This is a genomic window from Acaryochloris marina S15, assembly GCF_018336915.1.
Taxonomy (GTDB): domain Bacteria; phylum Cyanobacteriota; class Cyanobacteriia; order Thermosynechococcales; family Thermosynechococcaceae; genus Acaryochloris; species Acaryochloris marina_A.
On record NZ_CP064923.1, the window covers coordinates 4,623,930 to 4,641,294 of the forward strand.

The following is a 17,365-nucleotide window of genomic DNA, read 5'->3' on the forward strand; positions in this document are numbered from 1 at the left end:
AACTCACTTAAGCTTTTAGGTAAGCATAGTTCTTATGGGTGGGACTCACGCCATTTGCCACTAGACCAATCACATTCAATTTCTTATGAGCAGAAATTGCTTGTGATAACTCTAACCGGGTGACTTGTTTCATTCGACCCACCATCACAACACCATCGCATCCTAAGCCGATAGGAATGGTATCTACGACGCCCAACACTGGAGGACTATCAATCAAAATCAAATCATAGTTATTTTCAAAGCCTTTGAGAACATTTTGCATCCGTTCTAAACTCAATAGCTTTACTGGATCTGCCGATAGAGGTCCAGCGGTCAACACATCAATACTCAGATCAGACGGAGGCAGCGTTCCTGGATCTAGCTCAGACTCATCCCAACGCATATAAACCCATTGTGGGGTAGTCTGTAGCTCCGCCAAGGTGACATCTCCATTGAGGAGAGTCGATAATCCTTGATGGTTATTCAGGTTAAACATGTAGTGCAAGCTTGGATTTCGCAGATCTGCATCAATCACTAAGACACGTTGATCTAACCGAGCAGCACTAATTGCTAGGCCTAAGGCCAAGGTAGATTTACCCTCTCCAGTCCCAGCTGAAGTAATCATCAAAGTTTTATAGGGGTTTTTGGTTTGTAGCAGCTGGATGTTGGTATAGATTAAGTCCAGGGATTCTCGCAGGGGTTGCCATTGAAATAGTTCTGGCGTAGTAAAGGTGGGGCTTTGGGTTTCTGTTAAGGGCAGAATGAGAGAGTCTCGCAAGTCAGAGGTAGAGAGTTCAGGGATAGCGCCCAGTAAAGGCAAGGGGAACTGATTACCTAAATCATCTGAGTTATGAAACTTATCGTCCATTGCTTCGCGCACAAAGGCTGCGATGCCACCCAGAAATAACCCCACGACTGCTCCCAACATCAAATTGCGTCGGGCGTTGGGACTAATTTGAACCCCCTGCTGGGGCGCTTCTACCACTTGCCAATCAAAGCCATCTCGGGCAATCTCTAATCCCAGCTCTTGGCGGGCTTCTAGAAGCTTCTGCAACGTCCCCCGTCGAGTAGAGACTTCTGGTTGTAGGCGGTTGAACTGGGCCAATAACTCAGGATATTGCTTGAGTTCAGTCGTTAACTTTGCTTCGGTTTGCGCTAAGCTGCGATCGCGTGCTTGCAAACTCTGCAAGCTTTTCTGAAGTTCACTCAACTGCCGAACCAGGGATAAGTCATTGTCCCCAAATTGGCCTGCATTGAGTTGGTTCTCACTGGTGGGCAACTGACCCGCATCATTCCCCAATACCCGACCCACTTCCTGCTCTAATAGAGCCAATTGATCTCGGCGCTGATTGAGTAAATTGAAAATGATGGGATGATCTTCCGTCAAAGTTTGGCGTTTTTGCGCTAACTCTAATTCAGTTTGCTGAATTTGATTCAACAGAGACTGATACCGAGGCGATTCACTTAACCGAGCCGATGTTCGAGCTTGATCAGGGGCTAACTGAATCTGCCGCTGCACACTGGTAAAACTGGCATAGGTTTCTCGGTATTGAGCATCTAAAGCCTGTCGTTCAGTTTTGATCCGGTCTAAAGCAGCGGATGCGGTTTGGGCTTGTGTAGCAGGGTCAATCACATTGGTGCCACTGCGAAAAGTCTTCAGGGCAGCCTCTGCTTCCAAAACGCTGCGGCGAACTTCTGGCAATTGCTTATCAATAAACGCCAAACCCTTGGAGAGACGGAGCTTCTGCTGTTCTAGGTTATAGAGTTGATAGACAGATAAGACTGTTTCTAAAATCTGTTGGGTTTTTTCAGGCTGAGTACTGATGTAACTGGCGGCCAAGACCTTTGTTGCGACCTTTCCTTTACCCGTTCGATCTGGACCATATACAGGACTAAAAGACAAAGATGATCGTAGATCCTCAATGGTGATATTTGGATAGTCTGTTTGTAGCCGTTCAACAGCCCTAGACAGAACTTCAGCCCCCGTCAACACTTGCAGTTGTGTCGTGAGATCCACTTGAACATTCGGATCAGCAAACCGATTCTCTGCGGTCTTCGGCCCTAAACCATTCGGTTTGGACTGATAGTTGGACTCCACCAAAAGCTGCATCGTACTTTGATACAGGGGTTGAGTTTTTAAAGTCAGGAAAATAGAGCCTGCCAAAGCGCCCACAAAGGCACCTAGAAACCAAAATTTCCGCCGGATTAAGATCGAAAGCAGATGCCCATAGCCCCAGTCTTTGTCAATGGTTTGGGCAATCAAAGCATCTTGTTGATGCGCAAGCTTATTAGGGGGTTTGTATAAACTGCTTTCAGTCACAATCTGTATTTCAACTTATAGAAGGAACAAAAGAATTTTGATTAATCGTTTGAGCGGGATAAATTTGGTTAATAACTTGATGGATTTTTTGAAAGAAGACGGGTTCGGAAAAGTGTGACAGGGCATGGTTTCGAATGTATTGATAGTCCCATTCGATCTGTTGCGATCGCACGAGTGCTGCCTGCAGAGATGAGGCTGTTTGTTTATTGAAAAACACACCCGTCTGGCCTGGAACTTGGGTATCGAGTACACCACCCGCACCAAAAGAAACCACTGGCGTTCCGCTGGCATTTGCTTCAACGGGAACCAAACCATAATCTTCTAGGGCTGCCACGACCACTGCTTTAGCTTTGGCCATCAGATGACAGCGCTCTGCATCAGAGATATATCCTAGAAATTCGACGTTTGATTTAGCTCGACGTTCTAAATGCTCCCGTTCCGGGCCATCTCCCATAATCTTCAAAGGCCAACCCAACTGATTAAACGCATCAATAATAACGTCAACACGCTTATAGCCCAACAATCGGGCAGATACTAAGAAAAAATCTTCTTTTTGGTCCGAAAAAGAAAATTTAGAATTATCAATTGGATAGTTGACTACAATCGCTTGCTTACTATAAGTCGATTGGATACGGCCGGCGACTTCAGTCGAATTAGCAATATATAGATCGGGCTCTTGGGCATAGGCGAGATCAGCCTTCCTCATGACCCGAAACATTTTCTCGATAAAAGGGTAGAGATGCTGATAGTCTGCATACTCTCTCAAATAGGTTTGGGTGTCCCACAGAAAACGAGTGATGTTATGGCAAAAGCAGATATGTTTTGCATCCGATCGGGTTCGCACCGCTTTAGCAAAGCTGGTGCTACTGCTAATAATTAGGTCATATTTCTGTAAATCCAACGCTCTAAAAGCTGGATAATAGAAAGGAGCCAACAGCCTAAAATACTTGGTTGCCCCTGGTAATTTCTGTAAAAGAGTTGTATGAACAAGTCGATCGCCCAACTCTATCGTTTGTTGTGGATCGTATAGAGAAGTGAATATATCTGCACTGGGGAAGTGACGACACAACAGCTCGAAAACCCTCTCAGCGCCTCCGCGTTGGGTTAGATAGTCATGAACTAGGGCAATCTTCATAATTCGTTCGTACTTTAGCTGCTACTTCACCAGGACCCTTTGTTCAATTTTTAGAAATCACACGGATGTGGAGGAATAGGCTAGACAATATCATGAGCTTGACGATACAACACTTCGTAAAAGGATACCCTAAACATGAGAATTATTGCTTTATAAAGATGACAGAACCCAATTCAATCCATAGCGCAGCTACTTCACTGTTCACTGCATGGGTTATCTATTCTATAAAACTTCAATCTCAATATTCTCTGAAGAAAAGAAGCTAGGAATTCTCAATTTTTCTTTCAGCAATAGTCTCTCTTTCAACGCATGAGGGAGAATGATGTTTAAAGGTATTAGAAGTAAGTGAAAGTCCTGGGAACTTGGCCCAATTAGCCCACTTGCACCCCAGCAGGTTAAGTATAGCGTGGCATTTTTCCCCTCGCCAGATAATTTAGAAAGTTTTTCGTTAGTATCGGTTATCGATAGTTCTGAGCTTGGGTTTCAAACATCGATGCATAGACCCCATTCAGGTTCATCAGCGTATTATGATTACCTTCTTCAATCATGTGACCTTGTGACATCACATAAATATAGTCCGCCATCTTAACTGTCGACAATCGGTGACTAATCAAAATGGCGGACTGATCTTGTATGAGCTCCCGAAACTGTTGGAAAACCTCATACTCAGCTTTGGGGTCCATTGCACTGGTTGGCTCATCCAGAACAATCACTTGGGAATCTCGAAGAAAGGCACGAGCCAAAGCGATTTTCTGCCACTGCCCAATACTGAGTTCTTCTCCCTGATCAAACATCTTGCCTAAGACAGTATCGTACCCTTGAGGTAACGACTGGATCACTCTATCGGCCCCGGATAGTTGAGCCGCCGATCGGATTCGATGCTCATCGGCAGGTCTCTCAATATTCCCTAACTGGATATTCTCTCGGGCAGTGAAATGGTATTTAGCATAATCTTGAAAGATGACGCTGATATGGCTTTTCAGCTCAAGCTTGCTAAAGTTTTTGAGATCAATCCCATCAATTGTGATATTCCCTTCAGTAGGATCGTAAAGCCGACAAAGTAGCTTAATTAATGTCGTTTTGCCAGAACCATTTTCACCCACTAAAGCAATGACTTGTCCTGGCTGAAGCTTGAGAGAAACATTGTGAATAGCTTGACGCTGGGTCGTTACATATTGAAAGCTCACATTATTGAAGGCAACTCCAGTGGCTAAACTCCCTGGAAAAGGCTGCGGGCATTCTGGCTCCAAAACTTTTGATTCTATATCTAAAAACTCGTATAGATTCGCAAGGAACAAATTATCCTCATAAAGTCCAGATAGACTCCGTAACAAACCCTTCAGACTATTTTGGCCTTTTTGCAGTGCCTGATAGTAGAGAACTAAATCCCCTAATTTGAGCACTCCCAACAAAGTTTGTTGGACCATATAGACAAAGATGGCAAATACAAACAGTCCTGCAATTACCTGGGCTCCAAAAAAGGCAAAGGATCGTTTGGAAACTATGCCTACTTTTTCTTTATAGATTATTTCCCGTAACTGGGAATATCTGTGTTTGAAATGTTCTCCTAAGTTAAATAGACGAATTTCCTTGGCAAACAAATCGCTGGTTTGTAACCACCCCAAATACATCGCCTGCCGTTCCAGCTGAGTACGACGACGCTTCCAGTGGTACATCACCCCTGCAAACTTCATCCGCACCAACACAGTCGGAATAGCAGCAACAAACAAAATCCCCACAATGCTCCAATGCAAGGCTAATAACAATCCCAACATTGCGATCAGTGAAATTGAACTTTGCCCGGCCAAGGCTAACCGATCCAGGATACGGGGAGGGCGATAGGGAGCCTCTTGTTGTGCCCGCTGCAAGGCATCATAATACTGGGCATTTTCGTAATACTCTAAGTCGGCTGAAATAGATTTAGAGTGGATAATGCCCTGCATATAATCCGTGACCCGCTGAGCATGAGCAATGGTAACCAAGTCCGATAGCGAGGCAAAGAAGGTCGTACTAATCGTCAAGCAAGCGGCAACAACCAATAAAGGAACGATATCGTTGATCGCTGATGCCCGGTTAGAGAGTGCTAAGCTAATCGTCACTTGGTCGACAATCAGCTTAGTCATATAAATGGAAAATAAGGGTAGGATGCCCTGAATGATGACCAAGCCAATGCGCGCCAAAGTCCAGTTAGGACCGCTTTGCCAAACCAATTTCAAAGCTGGTATGAAGTGCAAGGGACGTTTGAATCTTGCTTTGATAAATCCAGTCAGCATAAACGGCCATTTGACAATGCATAGTGCAGAATTATCCTAACGCTGTACGAACACACTCAGCGAGAGAGGTGAAAAACATGGCCAGCCCTAGTCAAAATCCTGGGTCATAGGATGGAGCTGATCTGCCAGATCGTTCACATTTCAATAATGAGGTCGAAGTCTTAGGGAGACTGCCTTACACCCCAGAGAAGCAAAGTCGTCATCCATATGGCTAAGCTGAAAAAGCCTGCATCCGAACAGCAAGGACTCATTCAGCAACACTGAAACCGTTGATCTTAAACAGGCCGTTATCGAGGAGATGCAATGTTGTGATCTGTTTTAGCTCAAACAAATAGAGCCAGCATTTTGAAGGCTGACTCTGTTTGTATCAATATTCAGTTTATAGATAACTGAAAAGGATGACTATGACGTTACATCATCAATATCACCGGCAGGAATCGTCCCAAAAGGCACATCTGTCGCATTAAATGACGGTGAATTCTTAGTCATATCTTCTACGCTGCCATACACCTTCAACTGAGGTGCACCATAGGATCTTTTCATGGTCTTAGCTTACTCCTTACTTAATTTGTCTTTAGCTGTTCTGGCTTATGCATATGGAAGCATTTGCCAATTAACAGCGTCTAATTGTTGTCAATTAGGTGTTTTACCCCCCAGGTCAGCTGTGAAACAATTCAAGCTGGACCACGACGCAAACATTCTAGCAACAATCAAAAAATCGTGGCTGGGTAATAAACTATGACGTTATATCATCAATATCCCCAGCAGGAATGGTTCCAAATGGCACATCGATAGCATTCACCGATGGCGCATTCTTTGTCATATCTTCTACGCTTCCGTAAGCCCTCAATTGAGGTGCATCATAAAATTTTTTCATGGCCTTAGCTTGCTCCTTAAGTCATCTGCTTTTAGCAGCTGTTCTGGTTTACTTATATGAGTTGCCATACAAGTTAACAGCGTCTAATTAAAGTTAATTAGGTGTTTACCCCCCAGGTCAGCTGTGAAACAAGTTTCTAGCCGGACCATGATGCCGCTATTTTAGGCAGTATCCAGTGGAAAATCTTGCCGAGTGGACATCAATTCAGCATACAAATCCAGTTTAGACATTATAGCTTTTAAAATATATGGGGAGAATCTCAATCCTTAAATATTCATAAGATTTGATTACTATTGCGTGGATTCTGCAAAATTGGAGCTTAGATTAGCTTGTTGTAGCCAAAGAATCAAGTTAACGGCAATCCAAATCAGTAAAGTGTCGTTAGCTTCAGCATGTCCTGTGTGCCATCGATTGACTAGGTTAGTCAGCTCTTGCATATCAATAAAGTCTGCAATGGCATCAGGAGGATGACTGAGGACCTGGTGGATCAAGTCCGTACCGTATTTCTCTAGGGTATGGTCAAACGCTGTGCCCAAATTTCCTTTCCCTGCGCGCCACTGAATTTGGGGAGGAAGAATACCTTCGAGTCCACGTCTGATAATCAACCGAGTCCAACCATTTTGCATCTTCTGCTCCTCTGGTAGAGAGACACAAAATTCTACTAACCGCTTATCCCAAAAGGGAAATCGCAATTCAATTTGGGATGCGGCGGCTGTTCGATCCATCACTTCTAGGGTCGAAGAGACTAAGCCAGACGTAACATCAACGATATGTTCATGACGTTGAGATGGTTGTGCGCCAAAGCGCTGACGACGCAACTGTTTATAGCGCTGTAGCACTGATGCCCGATCGATAAAGTCTGGGCTAAGGGGAATGGCCCAAGGCATTGCTGGAGCTGCCTGTGATGCACTAGGGTCTTGCTGTCCACGAGATTGCCAAGTGTTGACTTTACGAATAATTTTGGTGATCTTTGTCTTCTTGAGGAGGGGGTTGATGCCAAATTTACGGACATAGGACCGATACAGTGGCCATAAGTCGTAACCGAAGCTTTGACAAAACCCGCTCATCTCGCGCCATAACTTGAGCCAATGTCCCGCTTTGGCAAGGGTGCGCAAATACCCTACTCCATGGGATACCGCCTGATCACCATCAAAGCCATCCAATAACACCCGGACGGATTGGCCCTGAGCGATTTGATATAAGGCATGGGTTAAGTGGGAGTTACAGGCAAATAAGGGTTCGTCTTGAAGGGCCAACATCTGCTGATAATCTGTCCAGGGTCCGAGTTGATCTCCCTGTACATACTGAGGCTCGATAGGCCGCTGATGAACCACTGCATTAATGAATTCCTGTTCATCAGATGCCGTTATTTCATTAAACACGGCAGAGAAGGTGGGGAATTTAGCGGTCTCTTGTGCCTCCTGTCTCAACTGGGCAGTCATACAGGTGATGGAGGAGGAGTCAATGCCACCACTTAACATCGTGCCCACGGGAAATGCACTTCTGAGGCGACAGCGCACTGCTTCGGTAAAAATAGCTTGAAACTGTTCAGCATAGGCTTGATCGGACTCAAGCTGTAGTTCAACGTCAGGATCGAGAGACCAGTAGGATGAGATGTCCAGATTGTTTTTGCTCACCGTCATCCGGTGAGCAGGAGGAAGTCGCAGGATCTGCTCATAGAAGGTCATTTCTGAATCAAACAACATGAGGGTCAGATAGTCGGCGACTCTGGTTTCATTTAAGGCTTTAGGCACTTCTGGCAGGTGAAACAGCGCTTTCATTTCGCTTGCAAAGGCAAACACCTGTTCAGAGGCATAGTAAAAGAAAGGCTTGACCCCAAAATGATCGCGGGCACAAAACAAATGCTGTTGAGTGGCATCCCAGAGGGCAAAGGCAAAGTCACCCAGGAGAAATTCAGGACATTGTTCACCCCATTTTTCGTAGGCAGCAAGAATGAGAGCGCTATCGGTAATAACTTCGGATGTAGGCTGTTCCAGGCCCAACTGGGTCATCAGATCAGCACGATTATCAATCCGCGCGTCGGCAGTGAGGACTAAGGTTTGGGAGGCATTGCTGAGAGGAGGCGTTTCAAACCGGGATTCTGGGGTTGTCTGTAATAAACAATGGCCGAGGCCAACCTGATCTTGACTCCATATATTTGTCCCATCCGGTCCCCGATGGGACAGAGATTGGACCATTTGATGCAGATGATCAATCCCCCCAGGATGAGGGTGAGGATAAACAAAGCCAGTAATTGCGCTCATGATGACAGAAGGGTCGAAATTTAGGAATGAGAAGTGGGTTCAATCTCTTTAATCATGAGAAATCCCTCTTGAATCAAGTTCTGAGTTAAGGACAATCTGCCAGCATCATTAATCAAACCACCAATATCTTTTATGGCCAGACAGGAATGGTCGATCAGATCGGTCAGGGAAGCCGCTAGAAAGATAGGAAAGGTTAGGCTTTTTTGATAGAAGTTCAAAATAATTTGGGTTGAACTTCTATCAACTGAAAATAGGATATTGGGCCTACGGGCAACGACAGAATCGAGATTGAGCTGTGGCAGATGGATCAGGTCTTGGAAGCGGCCTTGGTCTTCTGATTTGCGATCGCACAAAAATACCCCATTCTTCCGCTCCACCAATTCTTTGGTCTTCACCCTATTCATTAAGGACTGGCTCAGGGTTTGAAACGATTCATCAAAAGCCTGCTGTTGCTCAGAACTGGAAAAACCGTGGGGAATCGCTTTCCGAAAGGCCGGGTCAGCCTGGGCAATGGTGACCAACTCCTCCAAGAGTTCGTAAGCAAAGGTGGGATATAACCCTAGGGATGCGTGGACTGAAGTGGTTTCTTGACTGGCCGCTTGATGGACCACACCCCGAGGAATATAGAGCAAATCACCAGGCTGGAGCATTACCGTTAACTCTGGCTCAGCCAGTTCATGGCGGCCAATACTTTGATCTCTGATGTGAGAGGGTAGCTCAACGGGGGAATGGTAGAGTTTCCATTCTTTCTCCCCGGTGATTTGGAGAATAAACACATCATGTTCGTCGTAATGAGGTGCTAAACCCTGGGCTTGGGGGGGCGTGATGTAGATATTGGTTCGGAGCTTAAACTTCAGCTCGCATTCTAGGGCACTACAAAAGTGTCGCAGCTTGGGAATTTTCTTGTGGGCCCCGTTGATGGTCAAGGTTAAGCCCTGGTGCAACAAGCTATACAGCTTGTCATTGTCAATAAAATATTGTTGGGATTTAGAGTGGCGTTCGCACCAGTCTTCCAGACTTAGCTTATTGCCCTGATCCACTAGGCGGAAGTTATTGTAATCCGCCAACAAAGCTTTGTTTTGCAGCAGTAGATCGATGTCGCCTGGATCTAGGACCGACCCATAAAAAAAGGCATCATTCCTGGGCAAATGAAGCGTTTTTGCTTCCCAATAGGTCTGGAAAAAATCTTCAATCGTGCAGGGAGCGATTAAACGGGCAAACTGAGACTCAACCTTCATGGGCCAGGATGTGATTTTCAACTAGGGTAGCAATGTCCGGCAGTAAATCTAAGGAAGCTGGTCGTAGAAGACGCAAGAGAGGCACCTGTTGAGCCAGTATCATCAGTTGCTTAAAATGGCTGGCCCCTCGCTCCTGCAATAAAGTTTGCTCAAAGCGGGTGACATAGGAGTTTTGCATCAAATGTTGAATAATCTCCTGGGGCGGCAACGGCTTAATGGCGACTTCGTCTCCTTGCCCCAGCACAAAAATATATCTAAGAGGCAGAATGTCAGCCATAAAGCCCGAAGAGAGCTGATGATTCCGTTTTTCTAAGCGGGCACCTAATCGCGGCAAATCTTCGGGTTGCTTGCCAATGCAAGCGACGGCATCTGGCCACAGCTTAATTTGAGGAAAGGCAGGTTGCACCTGAATTTGATGACGTTGGATTTCCAGGGCCACCACATCATCCGCAATTAAGCTATGGCCTCGATCATGCAAGGTAGCTGCCATCGTGGATTTGCCCCACCGTTTTTGACCGATAAAGGCCACGGCTTCGCCTTCTAAGGCCACAGCGCTGGCATGGAGGACCAAAAATCCTCGTTGGTGCAATACGACCCCCATCACCGCGCCTAGAATAAACAGGCGAAGGCGATCCTCATCCAGATCGATCTCTAAATCAATCAGGACATCTTGCCCTTCCTGAATCAAAAACGTCCCCACTCCCTGCCAATATAAATACATCCCCGCATCTGTATTTTGATAGCAATGCAGGGTGTTTTCGGTTTGCAAAGGACTATCGGTAATGGCACCAAAATGAATCCAAACATCCGCATCAGTTGCCAGGGTAGAGATCAGTTCTGGCAGTTGAATTTCAGACTGTAGGGTCAAGCCATAGGCTGAGTAAAAGTGGGACATGGCAATTGCGGTTATCCAGACTCAAAGAATAACGTTTTTAGGCGATTTTTGCCTTAAGCAATCAGGGTTAGATATTTGAGAAAGATAAAGTAGAGCCTGGAGAATCAATCCTGCAGATATAGACCGCCAATCCCTACCGTGGGTCCATAGGCAGGATTTTCTTGAGGTTGGACTTGAGTTTTTTCAGGAACGGTTGAGCGGATTTAGGGGAGTTGGCAGTAAACAGCTCATAGATTAACTGTTCGAATAGCGGATTGGGCACCATGGGGTCTGGGTGAATCATGGCATCTAGGTCCAAATTAAAGGTCGGCAACTCATTCAGACCTTGGTTTCCTTGGGTATGACTGCCTTGAGTACCAATATTAGAAACCAGATTGACCTTGGGCACCACGGTAAGACCATTCTGGGCAAGACAAGAATAAAACCACGGAATATCCCAAACTTGTTGGTTTTGATAAGCCCAGTCAAATAATTGGGTAACCCAATCTGCTAGGGCTGGCTGCGGAAAAAATTGGGCCTGTCGATACTGAGGCCAGCCCGTCATTTTGAGGTCGTAGCATTGCCAAGCCCTGCGCCAAGAGGCCCATCCCCAAGACACAAAAAATTTAGAAAACACATAGGTCTGGGGAATCGGTAAGGTATCTCCCAGAAAATTACTGCCGGAGATAGTCATCACTTGAGATAGATGACGGTACTGGGCCAACATGGCTTGGCAAAAAGGGAAAAAACTGGGATGGGGAAGACAATCATCTTCTAAAATGATCGCTTCTTCCACCTGAGAGAACACCCAATCCAACCCCTGGGCATTGCAACACCGCCCCCCAAGATTCGAGTCTGAAAAATGGGTGAGCACCTCGCACTCCCAATCCACTTGATCGACAATGGCTCTAGCTTGCTGGCATAATTTTTGGTCCTCTGGAACATCAGCTCTCGGGCCATCTGCAACGATTAACAAAGCTTGTGGTTTGGCCTGGGCAATCGCGGCAAACACCTGACTGGAATATTGAGGGCGATTGAAAATATGAAACGCAACGGGAGTGGAAAGGGGCATCAGGAGTGCCATGGAAGAAGAAGCGGAATTTCAGACAAACCAGCTGACAATCGAGAAGCGCTCACCATAGGTGACCGGTTTAACTTCATGCCAGAGATCGGATCGAAACGCAATCAGTTGACCTTGTTCAGGCTCCAGAGGGAAGCCATAGTTTTGACCGCGAGCATCATCAAGTAATCCATAGAGGGCTAAGGCTCCGCCCCCAAAGGTCTGAGGACTAGGCTCAGCGGACATACTGTTGAGGAAAATAATTAAAGACACCAGTCGATTTTTTTCAAACTTAGAGCCCGGTAGGCTCGGATCGATGACATCTCGATGAAGGCCAAAAAAGTCGCCCACTTGATAGCGATAGCAGGAGGGGGGTTCTAAGTCCTGGAGTTGGACCTGGAAATGGGTTTCTAATCGCGGCTTAATAGCAATTAAGCGCTCACGAATGCTCTGGGCCGTGGTTTGACTTATTTGCAACTGGCCCGTTTTTCGTCGACTATTGTCGGTCACAGCCTCACCATATCTTGTGAGGCGAGCGGGCTCACAGGGGCAGGTCTGTGCTTCCGTGAGGTAGGACTCACAAAATTGTGGATCTAAAAAGCCGGGGTCAACAAATACCCCCAAGCGTTCAAAAAAAGCAGCGCTAGGCATTGCTCCGAACCTTTTATTCAGCGATGGAAAAATATTTAATATTCTAGATCAAGTCCTCAGAAGATGAGGCTTAGATCTTGGAATCAAATGATGGCATTGGTGTAAAGCGGGATAAGTCATTCACAAAGCCCATGATCACTTGCCCTTGCAACTCAACCCAGGCATGGGCTTCTAGAGAATGGTCTTCTGCTTTAGCAACCCCAATTTTTAGCTCGGGTTCATAGCCTCGCCGACAAATTAACACTTGAGTGACGAGGGCTCGAGCTAAACATTTCACCTTTCCTGGCATAAAGCGGCTGCTGGTGTTCACTGCCCAGACCACTTTACCTACGGTCCTACGACTAATCTTAGTCAGGGTAGGCGATTGATAGTAAGCAGACGTTTGGTGAAAGTTGACCAGCCATTTTTGCAGGATTTTGAAGGGTAGCAACCACAACCCCAATCGAACCAAGCCCAAGAGAACGTAGGTTTTGATCAGGAGGGTGCGATCGCAACTTCGCAACCGCAAAAATTTAAGCACTGGCGACATCTTTGATCTCAATCAATTCCGATTCAGCCATCTCATTTAGCAACCTCATGACATCTTGTTCACACTGGTCCGACCCAACTTCGTATTGATCTAAAATTTGGTCGCAGATATCTTTAACCGATCGAGGTTGCTGAAGTAAATTCCAAACACTTGCACCCACTTCATTCAAACCGAAGTACATTCCTGTCTTCAGGTTGAGGATAACTGATTCCCCGGCTAAGTCAGATGAGACTTGCTCTGGGGTCGCAACAACCGTTGTATTCGTTGAAATAGTGGTAGTCAAACTCATAACCCTTTAAAACAATCTAATATAATGCAGATTTCGTTTAAGTTAGCACAGATATTTTATATTTATCCGTAGGAATTAAAACATTTAACCATTAGCTTTACAGGGATTGTCGACTCATTTTTCGCCAGACAACTTTGACCCATTTTATGCCGTGTTGACGATGCCGCTGACAGACTGTATTTCCGCTGCTTACCTTTTTGAATTGCAGAATTTTTCAACGCAACGCACAAAGATTTCCACTCCCATGGCTAAAGCAGTCTCATCAAAATCGAATTGGGGATGGTGGTGGGGATAGGCTAATCCTCGCTCGTCATTGGCTGAACCCAAAAAGAAGTAGCAACCTGGAACTTCTTGCAAAAAGAAGGACATGTCTTCCCCTCCCATGGTTTGACAGTTGGGAACCACACCTGTTGGTGTTTCAATCACTTCAGTACTGATGGAGCGTACTAAATCTGCGATCGCAGCATCATTTATCACAGGTGGATACAGTCGCCAATACTTTAAGTCGTAGGTGGCTCCCCAACTTTGACAAATCCCCGTCAGGATATCCTGCATACGCGGCTCAATCAGATGGGCCAATTCTGGGTCAAAGTAGCGAACCGTGCCGCTCATAAAGCTGGAGTCGGCAATCACATTAGAAGCTGTGCCCGCATGGAGTTGTCCGATGGTCACCACAGCTGAATCGAGGGGATTGACATGGCGAGCCACAATGGCTTGGAGGGCGTTGACGATTTGAGCGCTGATCACCACTGCATCCGTGGTTTGGTGAGGCATGGCGCCATGTCCCCCCTTGCCCTGAATCTTGCATTCAAATAGATCCACGGCAGCCATCAGCGGCCCTGATTTGACGCCAACGGTGCCGAGGGGGAGATTGTTCCATAAGTGCAGGCCAATAATGGCATCAACTTGCGGGTTTTGCAGAACACCCGCCTCAATCATGGGCTTGGCCCCACCCGGAGATTCTTCAGCAGGCTGGAAAATGATCTTGACCGTACCGGCAAAGTCTTGGCGATGTTGAGATAAATAGCGGGCTGTTCCCAGAGCAATGGCCGTATGTCCATCATGGCCGCAGGCATGCATGACCCCATCGTGGCGTGACCGATAGGAAACCGTATTCTCTTCCTGAATGGGCAAGGCATCTATGTCTGCCCGAATCGCTAACACTGGCCCCGGTTGTGCCCCAGAGATCGTGGCCATGATACCCGTTTCAGCAATGCCTGTTTGATGGTCAATGCCCCATTCTGTTAAGCGCTGAGCTACAAATTCAGCAGTGAGATGCTCTTTGAATCCAAGTTCTGGATATTGATGCAGATGCCGTCGCCAAGAGACTAAATCCAGTTGTTGGATATCTGAGCGAATGGAGGTATCAGAATGAGGAGGAGAAGAAACCATAGTACTCTTCCCAAAACGGGAAAACGGTCAATTACTTCTTTAAGAATACTATTCCTAGATTTTTCACGAGCAGTAAGCCAAAAACCAAATTAGCAACAAAAACCAGTTGATATCTTCATTCTCACAGTCTTAACTCTGAACTTAGAGTAAGCTAACCATCAACGGATGGGCTCCACCGTTATTATCTAAAATCTTTGTTTGTGTTCTGCGGCTAAAAGACCTCAGCCTTACTGACTGATGATCCTACGTTTGGTGGCTTCGCATTTCAACTTTTAGTTCCAGTTGCTAAGCCTTGGTTTTAGATGAATTACGCCTTGAATATTTATTGCGAAGTGGGTTGATTTTTGGTGGGTCAGCTACGATCCAAAAAAATTTGCTACTGGTATCTGCAGTTTTCTACTCCAAAGCTAGCACTGGATATTCGACAATCATGCCCATAGTTCAGGTCGGCTCGCGTCAGTAAAGCTAAGCTTCTAGCCGTACTTTTACCAACCCTTCACACTATCTTTATGAGCTGACTGCCTGACACATCTCTGAAAGCCTTTTCCTCGTATGGGTTTGCACTGTAAGAATAGCAACGCTGCCCCTAAGGCAAGAGAGTTGGTAATACGTTTAGGTTGCGTTTGACGTGTGAACAATGCCAAAAGCTAGCCTTATACACCCTGCTATTCAGCATCCAAAAGCTACGTATCTAAAGGCTTTGAGGTACTTATGTCAGGCAGTCAGCTTTATGAGTCTCCAACAGAAAATTATTAAGGCTGCCATTCAAGGTCTGATCCAACTTGCAAACGACCCAAAATCTCAGGAAAAAGTAATGGACCTTGCCCAAAGTGCCTTTGACTTTTACCAGGTCAAAACTGGCCAAGTCAACTTGCAGTCTAGTGAAGATGCGGTTAAAAGTGCTGTAGAGTCGTGTATTCGTCAAGACGAGGAGAGCCAAGCCAGAGTTGCAGCATTCGTGTGTGCGATCTACGCTCAGCACGACGTCTATCGTGGTGCCCAAGTTGGAGGTAGCCTTCGGAAACGGTTTGGTCCATCTTGGTTCCCACGTATCAAGGAACATGAGGAGCGGTACGCTTTGAAAATAGACAAGGCACTGGAAGATTACCTATACCAGCAGATTCAATCTACTACTGACGCCTAACTCAAGTAATACAAAATCGCATGGAATACAGCAATCCAAGATCAAAGGCATTACTTGATTTCAACCTCTCTCGTATCACTGCTAGTTGAATCGACACGGTTTATTCTGGCATCGTCTGAGTATAAGCCCTTTAGATAGAAGCATAGAGCTGCTCTGCCAGGATAGAGATCTCATCTTCCATCGTTAGTAACTCTAGCCAATGGCTAGGTATACCCTGCACACCATAAAAAGCACCTGCCAATTGACCACAAATAGCAGCCGTAGTATCAGCATCATCCCCAAGATTGGTTGCTTGCAGAACCGCCTGTGCAAAAGTTTCTGTGGTCCAGAAACACCAAAGAGCCGCTTCTAGACTATCTACGACATAGCCAGAACCTCGAATATCTTCCAATGTTTTGCTTTGATAATCTCCCTTGGCTATAGCTTGTATCGAAGGAGAAATTATACCTGCTGGTTCTTGCTCCATAAGGATTTCAACTTTGCCAACTCCTGATAAGGCGCGAAAGAGCATATCACCAAATAATTGGCTGGCCTCAATACATTCTGTAGCCCCATGAGTGGTACGCGAACTTTCACCACATAGATACAAGGTGCGATCGCGATCTGGGTAGCAGAACATAGGTACTGGGGCCAATCGCATCAAACACCCATTCCCAGCTGATCTAGGGTGAGTAGAGCCACTGAAAAGGATATCTGTAGTCTTGTATTGCTCTAAAGCTTGCCTAACAGTATTTCCAATATCGAAACAGTCACCTGTACTGCTGAGATAGCCTTTTTCATACCAATCACAGTAGCGATTCATCTGATCTGCCGCGTCAAATTTACCTTTTTGAATCAGGCTAGTGGCAAGACATAAGGCCATTGAGGTATCGTCCGTCCATTGTCCTGGTTGCAGATGAAACGGACCGCCGCCCACCATATCGGTGACGGGGGCAAAGGTTCCTCGCGGCTGAAACTCTACCGTTGTCCCAACGGCATCACCGACTGCCAACCCCAGTAAACATCCTCTGAATCGTTCGGATATATCCATACCTCACCCTTTCCGCTTACAGCCGCAAATTCACTGGAACAATCTACCTATCAAGATTGAGTATTCCTCTCCTTGCTGCGTTACCTACTACTAAACCGAAAAAACACTCAAATCTGCAAACAACCTAATCTTGTTTCAGTGCTGGAGAATCTCTGCTAACATGAAAGCGCTTTAGGGCTTGTAGCTCAGTGGACTAGAGCACGTGGCTTCGGACCACGGTGTCGGGGGTTCGAATCCCTCCTGGCCCGTTTTTTAATTCACTCAAGTCAATGTGCTTGAGTGAATTGTTGTTTCTTGAGTTAGCCTCACA

15 protein-coding genes and 1 tRNA gene are annotated in these 17,365 nt (G+C 46.0%); 2 read left to right on the plus strand and 14 right to left on the minus strand.

Annotation, left to right across the window (positions count from 1 at the left end):
* Positions 1-7: 7 nt before the first annotated feature.
* The 13 genes from I1H34_RS21070 to I1H34_RS21130 form a co-directional block, all read right to left on the minus strand.
* Positions 8-2,299: a GumC family protein gene (locus I1H34_RS21070; RefSeq protein WP_212662892.1), complete on the minus strand. Its 2,292-nt coding sequence runs from the start codon at positions 2,297-2,299 to the stop codon at positions 8-10.
* 10 nt (positions 2,300-2,309) lie between these two features.
* Positions 2,310-3,434 carry a glycosyltransferase gene (locus tag I1H34_RS21075; protein WP_212662893.1) on the minus strand — a complete coding sequence of 375 codons (1,125 nt, stop codon included), beginning with the start codon at positions 3,432-3,434 and terminating at the stop codon, positions 2,310-2,312.
* 458 nt (positions 3,435-3,892) lie between these two features.
* A complete protein-coding gene (locus I1H34_RS21080) occupies positions 3,893-5,707 on the minus strand; it encodes an ABC transporter ATP-binding protein (RefSeq protein ID WP_212662894.1) in 1,815 nt (604 codons plus the stop codon).
* A 402-nt stretch (positions 5,708-6,109) separates the two neighbouring features.
* Positions 6,110-6,250, minus strand: a complete 141-nt coding sequence (locus tag I1H34_RS21085) for a hypothetical protein (protein WP_212662895.1) — start codon at positions 6,248-6,250, stop codon at positions 6,110-6,112.
* 193 nt (positions 6,251-6,443) lie between these two features.
* Positions 6,444-6,584: a hypothetical protein gene (locus I1H34_RS21090; protein ID WP_212662896.1), complete on the minus strand. Its 141-nt coding sequence runs from the start codon at positions 6,582-6,584 to the stop codon at positions 6,444-6,446.
* A 290-nt stretch (positions 6,585-6,874) separates the two neighbouring features.
* Positions 6,875-8,848, minus strand: a complete 1,974-nt coding sequence (locus I1H34_RS21095; RefSeq protein WP_212662897.1) for a lasso peptide isopeptide bond-forming cyclase — start codon at positions 8,846-8,848, stop codon at positions 6,875-6,877.
* A 20-nt stretch (positions 8,849-8,868) separates the two neighbouring features.
* Positions 8,869-10,086, minus strand: a complete 1,218-nt coding sequence (locus I1H34_RS21100) for a cupin domain-containing protein (protein ID WP_212662898.1) — start codon at positions 10,084-10,086, stop codon at positions 8,869-8,871.
* A complete protein-coding gene (locus I1H34_RS21105; protein WP_212662899.1) occupies positions 10,076-10,981 on the minus strand; it encodes a phosphoenolpyruvate carboxykinase (ATP) in 906 nt (301 codons plus the stop codon). The genes I1H34_RS21100 and I1H34_RS21105 overlap by 11 nt, the downstream gene beginning before the upstream one ends.
* A gap of 133 nt (positions 10,982-11,114) precedes the next feature.
* A complete protein-coding gene (locus I1H34_RS21110) occupies positions 11,115-12,032 on the minus strand; it encodes a hypothetical protein (RefSeq protein WP_212662900.1) in 918 nt (305 codons plus the stop codon).
* A 30-nt stretch (positions 12,033-12,062) separates the two neighbouring features.
* Positions 12,063-12,671, minus strand: coding sequence for a 2OG-Fe(II) oxygenase (locus I1H34_RS21115; protein WP_212662901.1), 609 nt, complete (start codon positions 12,669-12,671; stop codon positions 12,063-12,065).
* A 70-nt stretch (positions 12,672-12,741) separates the two neighbouring features.
* On the minus strand, positions 12,742-13,200 hold the full coding sequence (locus I1H34_RS21120) for a lasso peptide biosynthesis B2 protein (protein ID WP_212662902.1): 459 nt from the start codon (positions 13,198-13,200) through the stop codon (positions 12,742-12,744).
* Positions 13,184-13,489, minus strand: coding sequence for a lasso peptide biosynthesis PqqD family chaperone (locus I1H34_RS21125; protein ID WP_212662903.1), 306 nt, complete (start codon positions 13,487-13,489; stop codon positions 13,184-13,186). The genes I1H34_RS21120 and I1H34_RS21125 overlap by 17 nt, the downstream gene beginning before the upstream one ends.
* A gap of 189 nt (positions 13,490-13,678) precedes the next feature.
* On the minus strand, positions 13,679-14,881 hold the full coding sequence (locus I1H34_RS21130; RefSeq protein WP_212662904.1) for a M20 metallopeptidase family protein: 1,203 nt from the start codon (positions 14,879-14,881) through the stop codon (positions 13,679-13,681).
* Positions 14,882-15,611: 730 nt separating this feature from the next.
* Between I1H34_RS21130 and I1H34_RS21135 the strand changes: the two genes are divergently transcribed.
* Positions 15,612-16,025 (plus strand): hypothetical protein, encoded by a 414-nt coding sequence (locus I1H34_RS21135; protein WP_212662905.1) that lies wholly within the window; start codon positions 15,612-15,614, stop codon positions 16,023-16,025.
* Positions 16,026-16,155: 130 nt separating this feature from the next.
* Here I1H34_RS21135 and I1H34_RS21140 read toward each other — a convergent pair whose 3' ends face one another.
* Entirely contained in the window at positions 16,156-17,055 is a 900-nt protein-coding gene (locus tag I1H34_RS21140; protein WP_212662906.1) for an ADP-ribosylglycohydrolase family protein, read from the minus strand.
* 174 nt (positions 17,056-17,229) lie between these two features.
* Here I1H34_RS21140 and I1H34_RS21145 point away from each other — a divergent pair.
* Positions 17,230-17,303 (plus strand) — tRNA-Arg (locus tag I1H34_RS21145).
* Positions 17,304-17,365 lie beyond the last annotated feature (62 nt).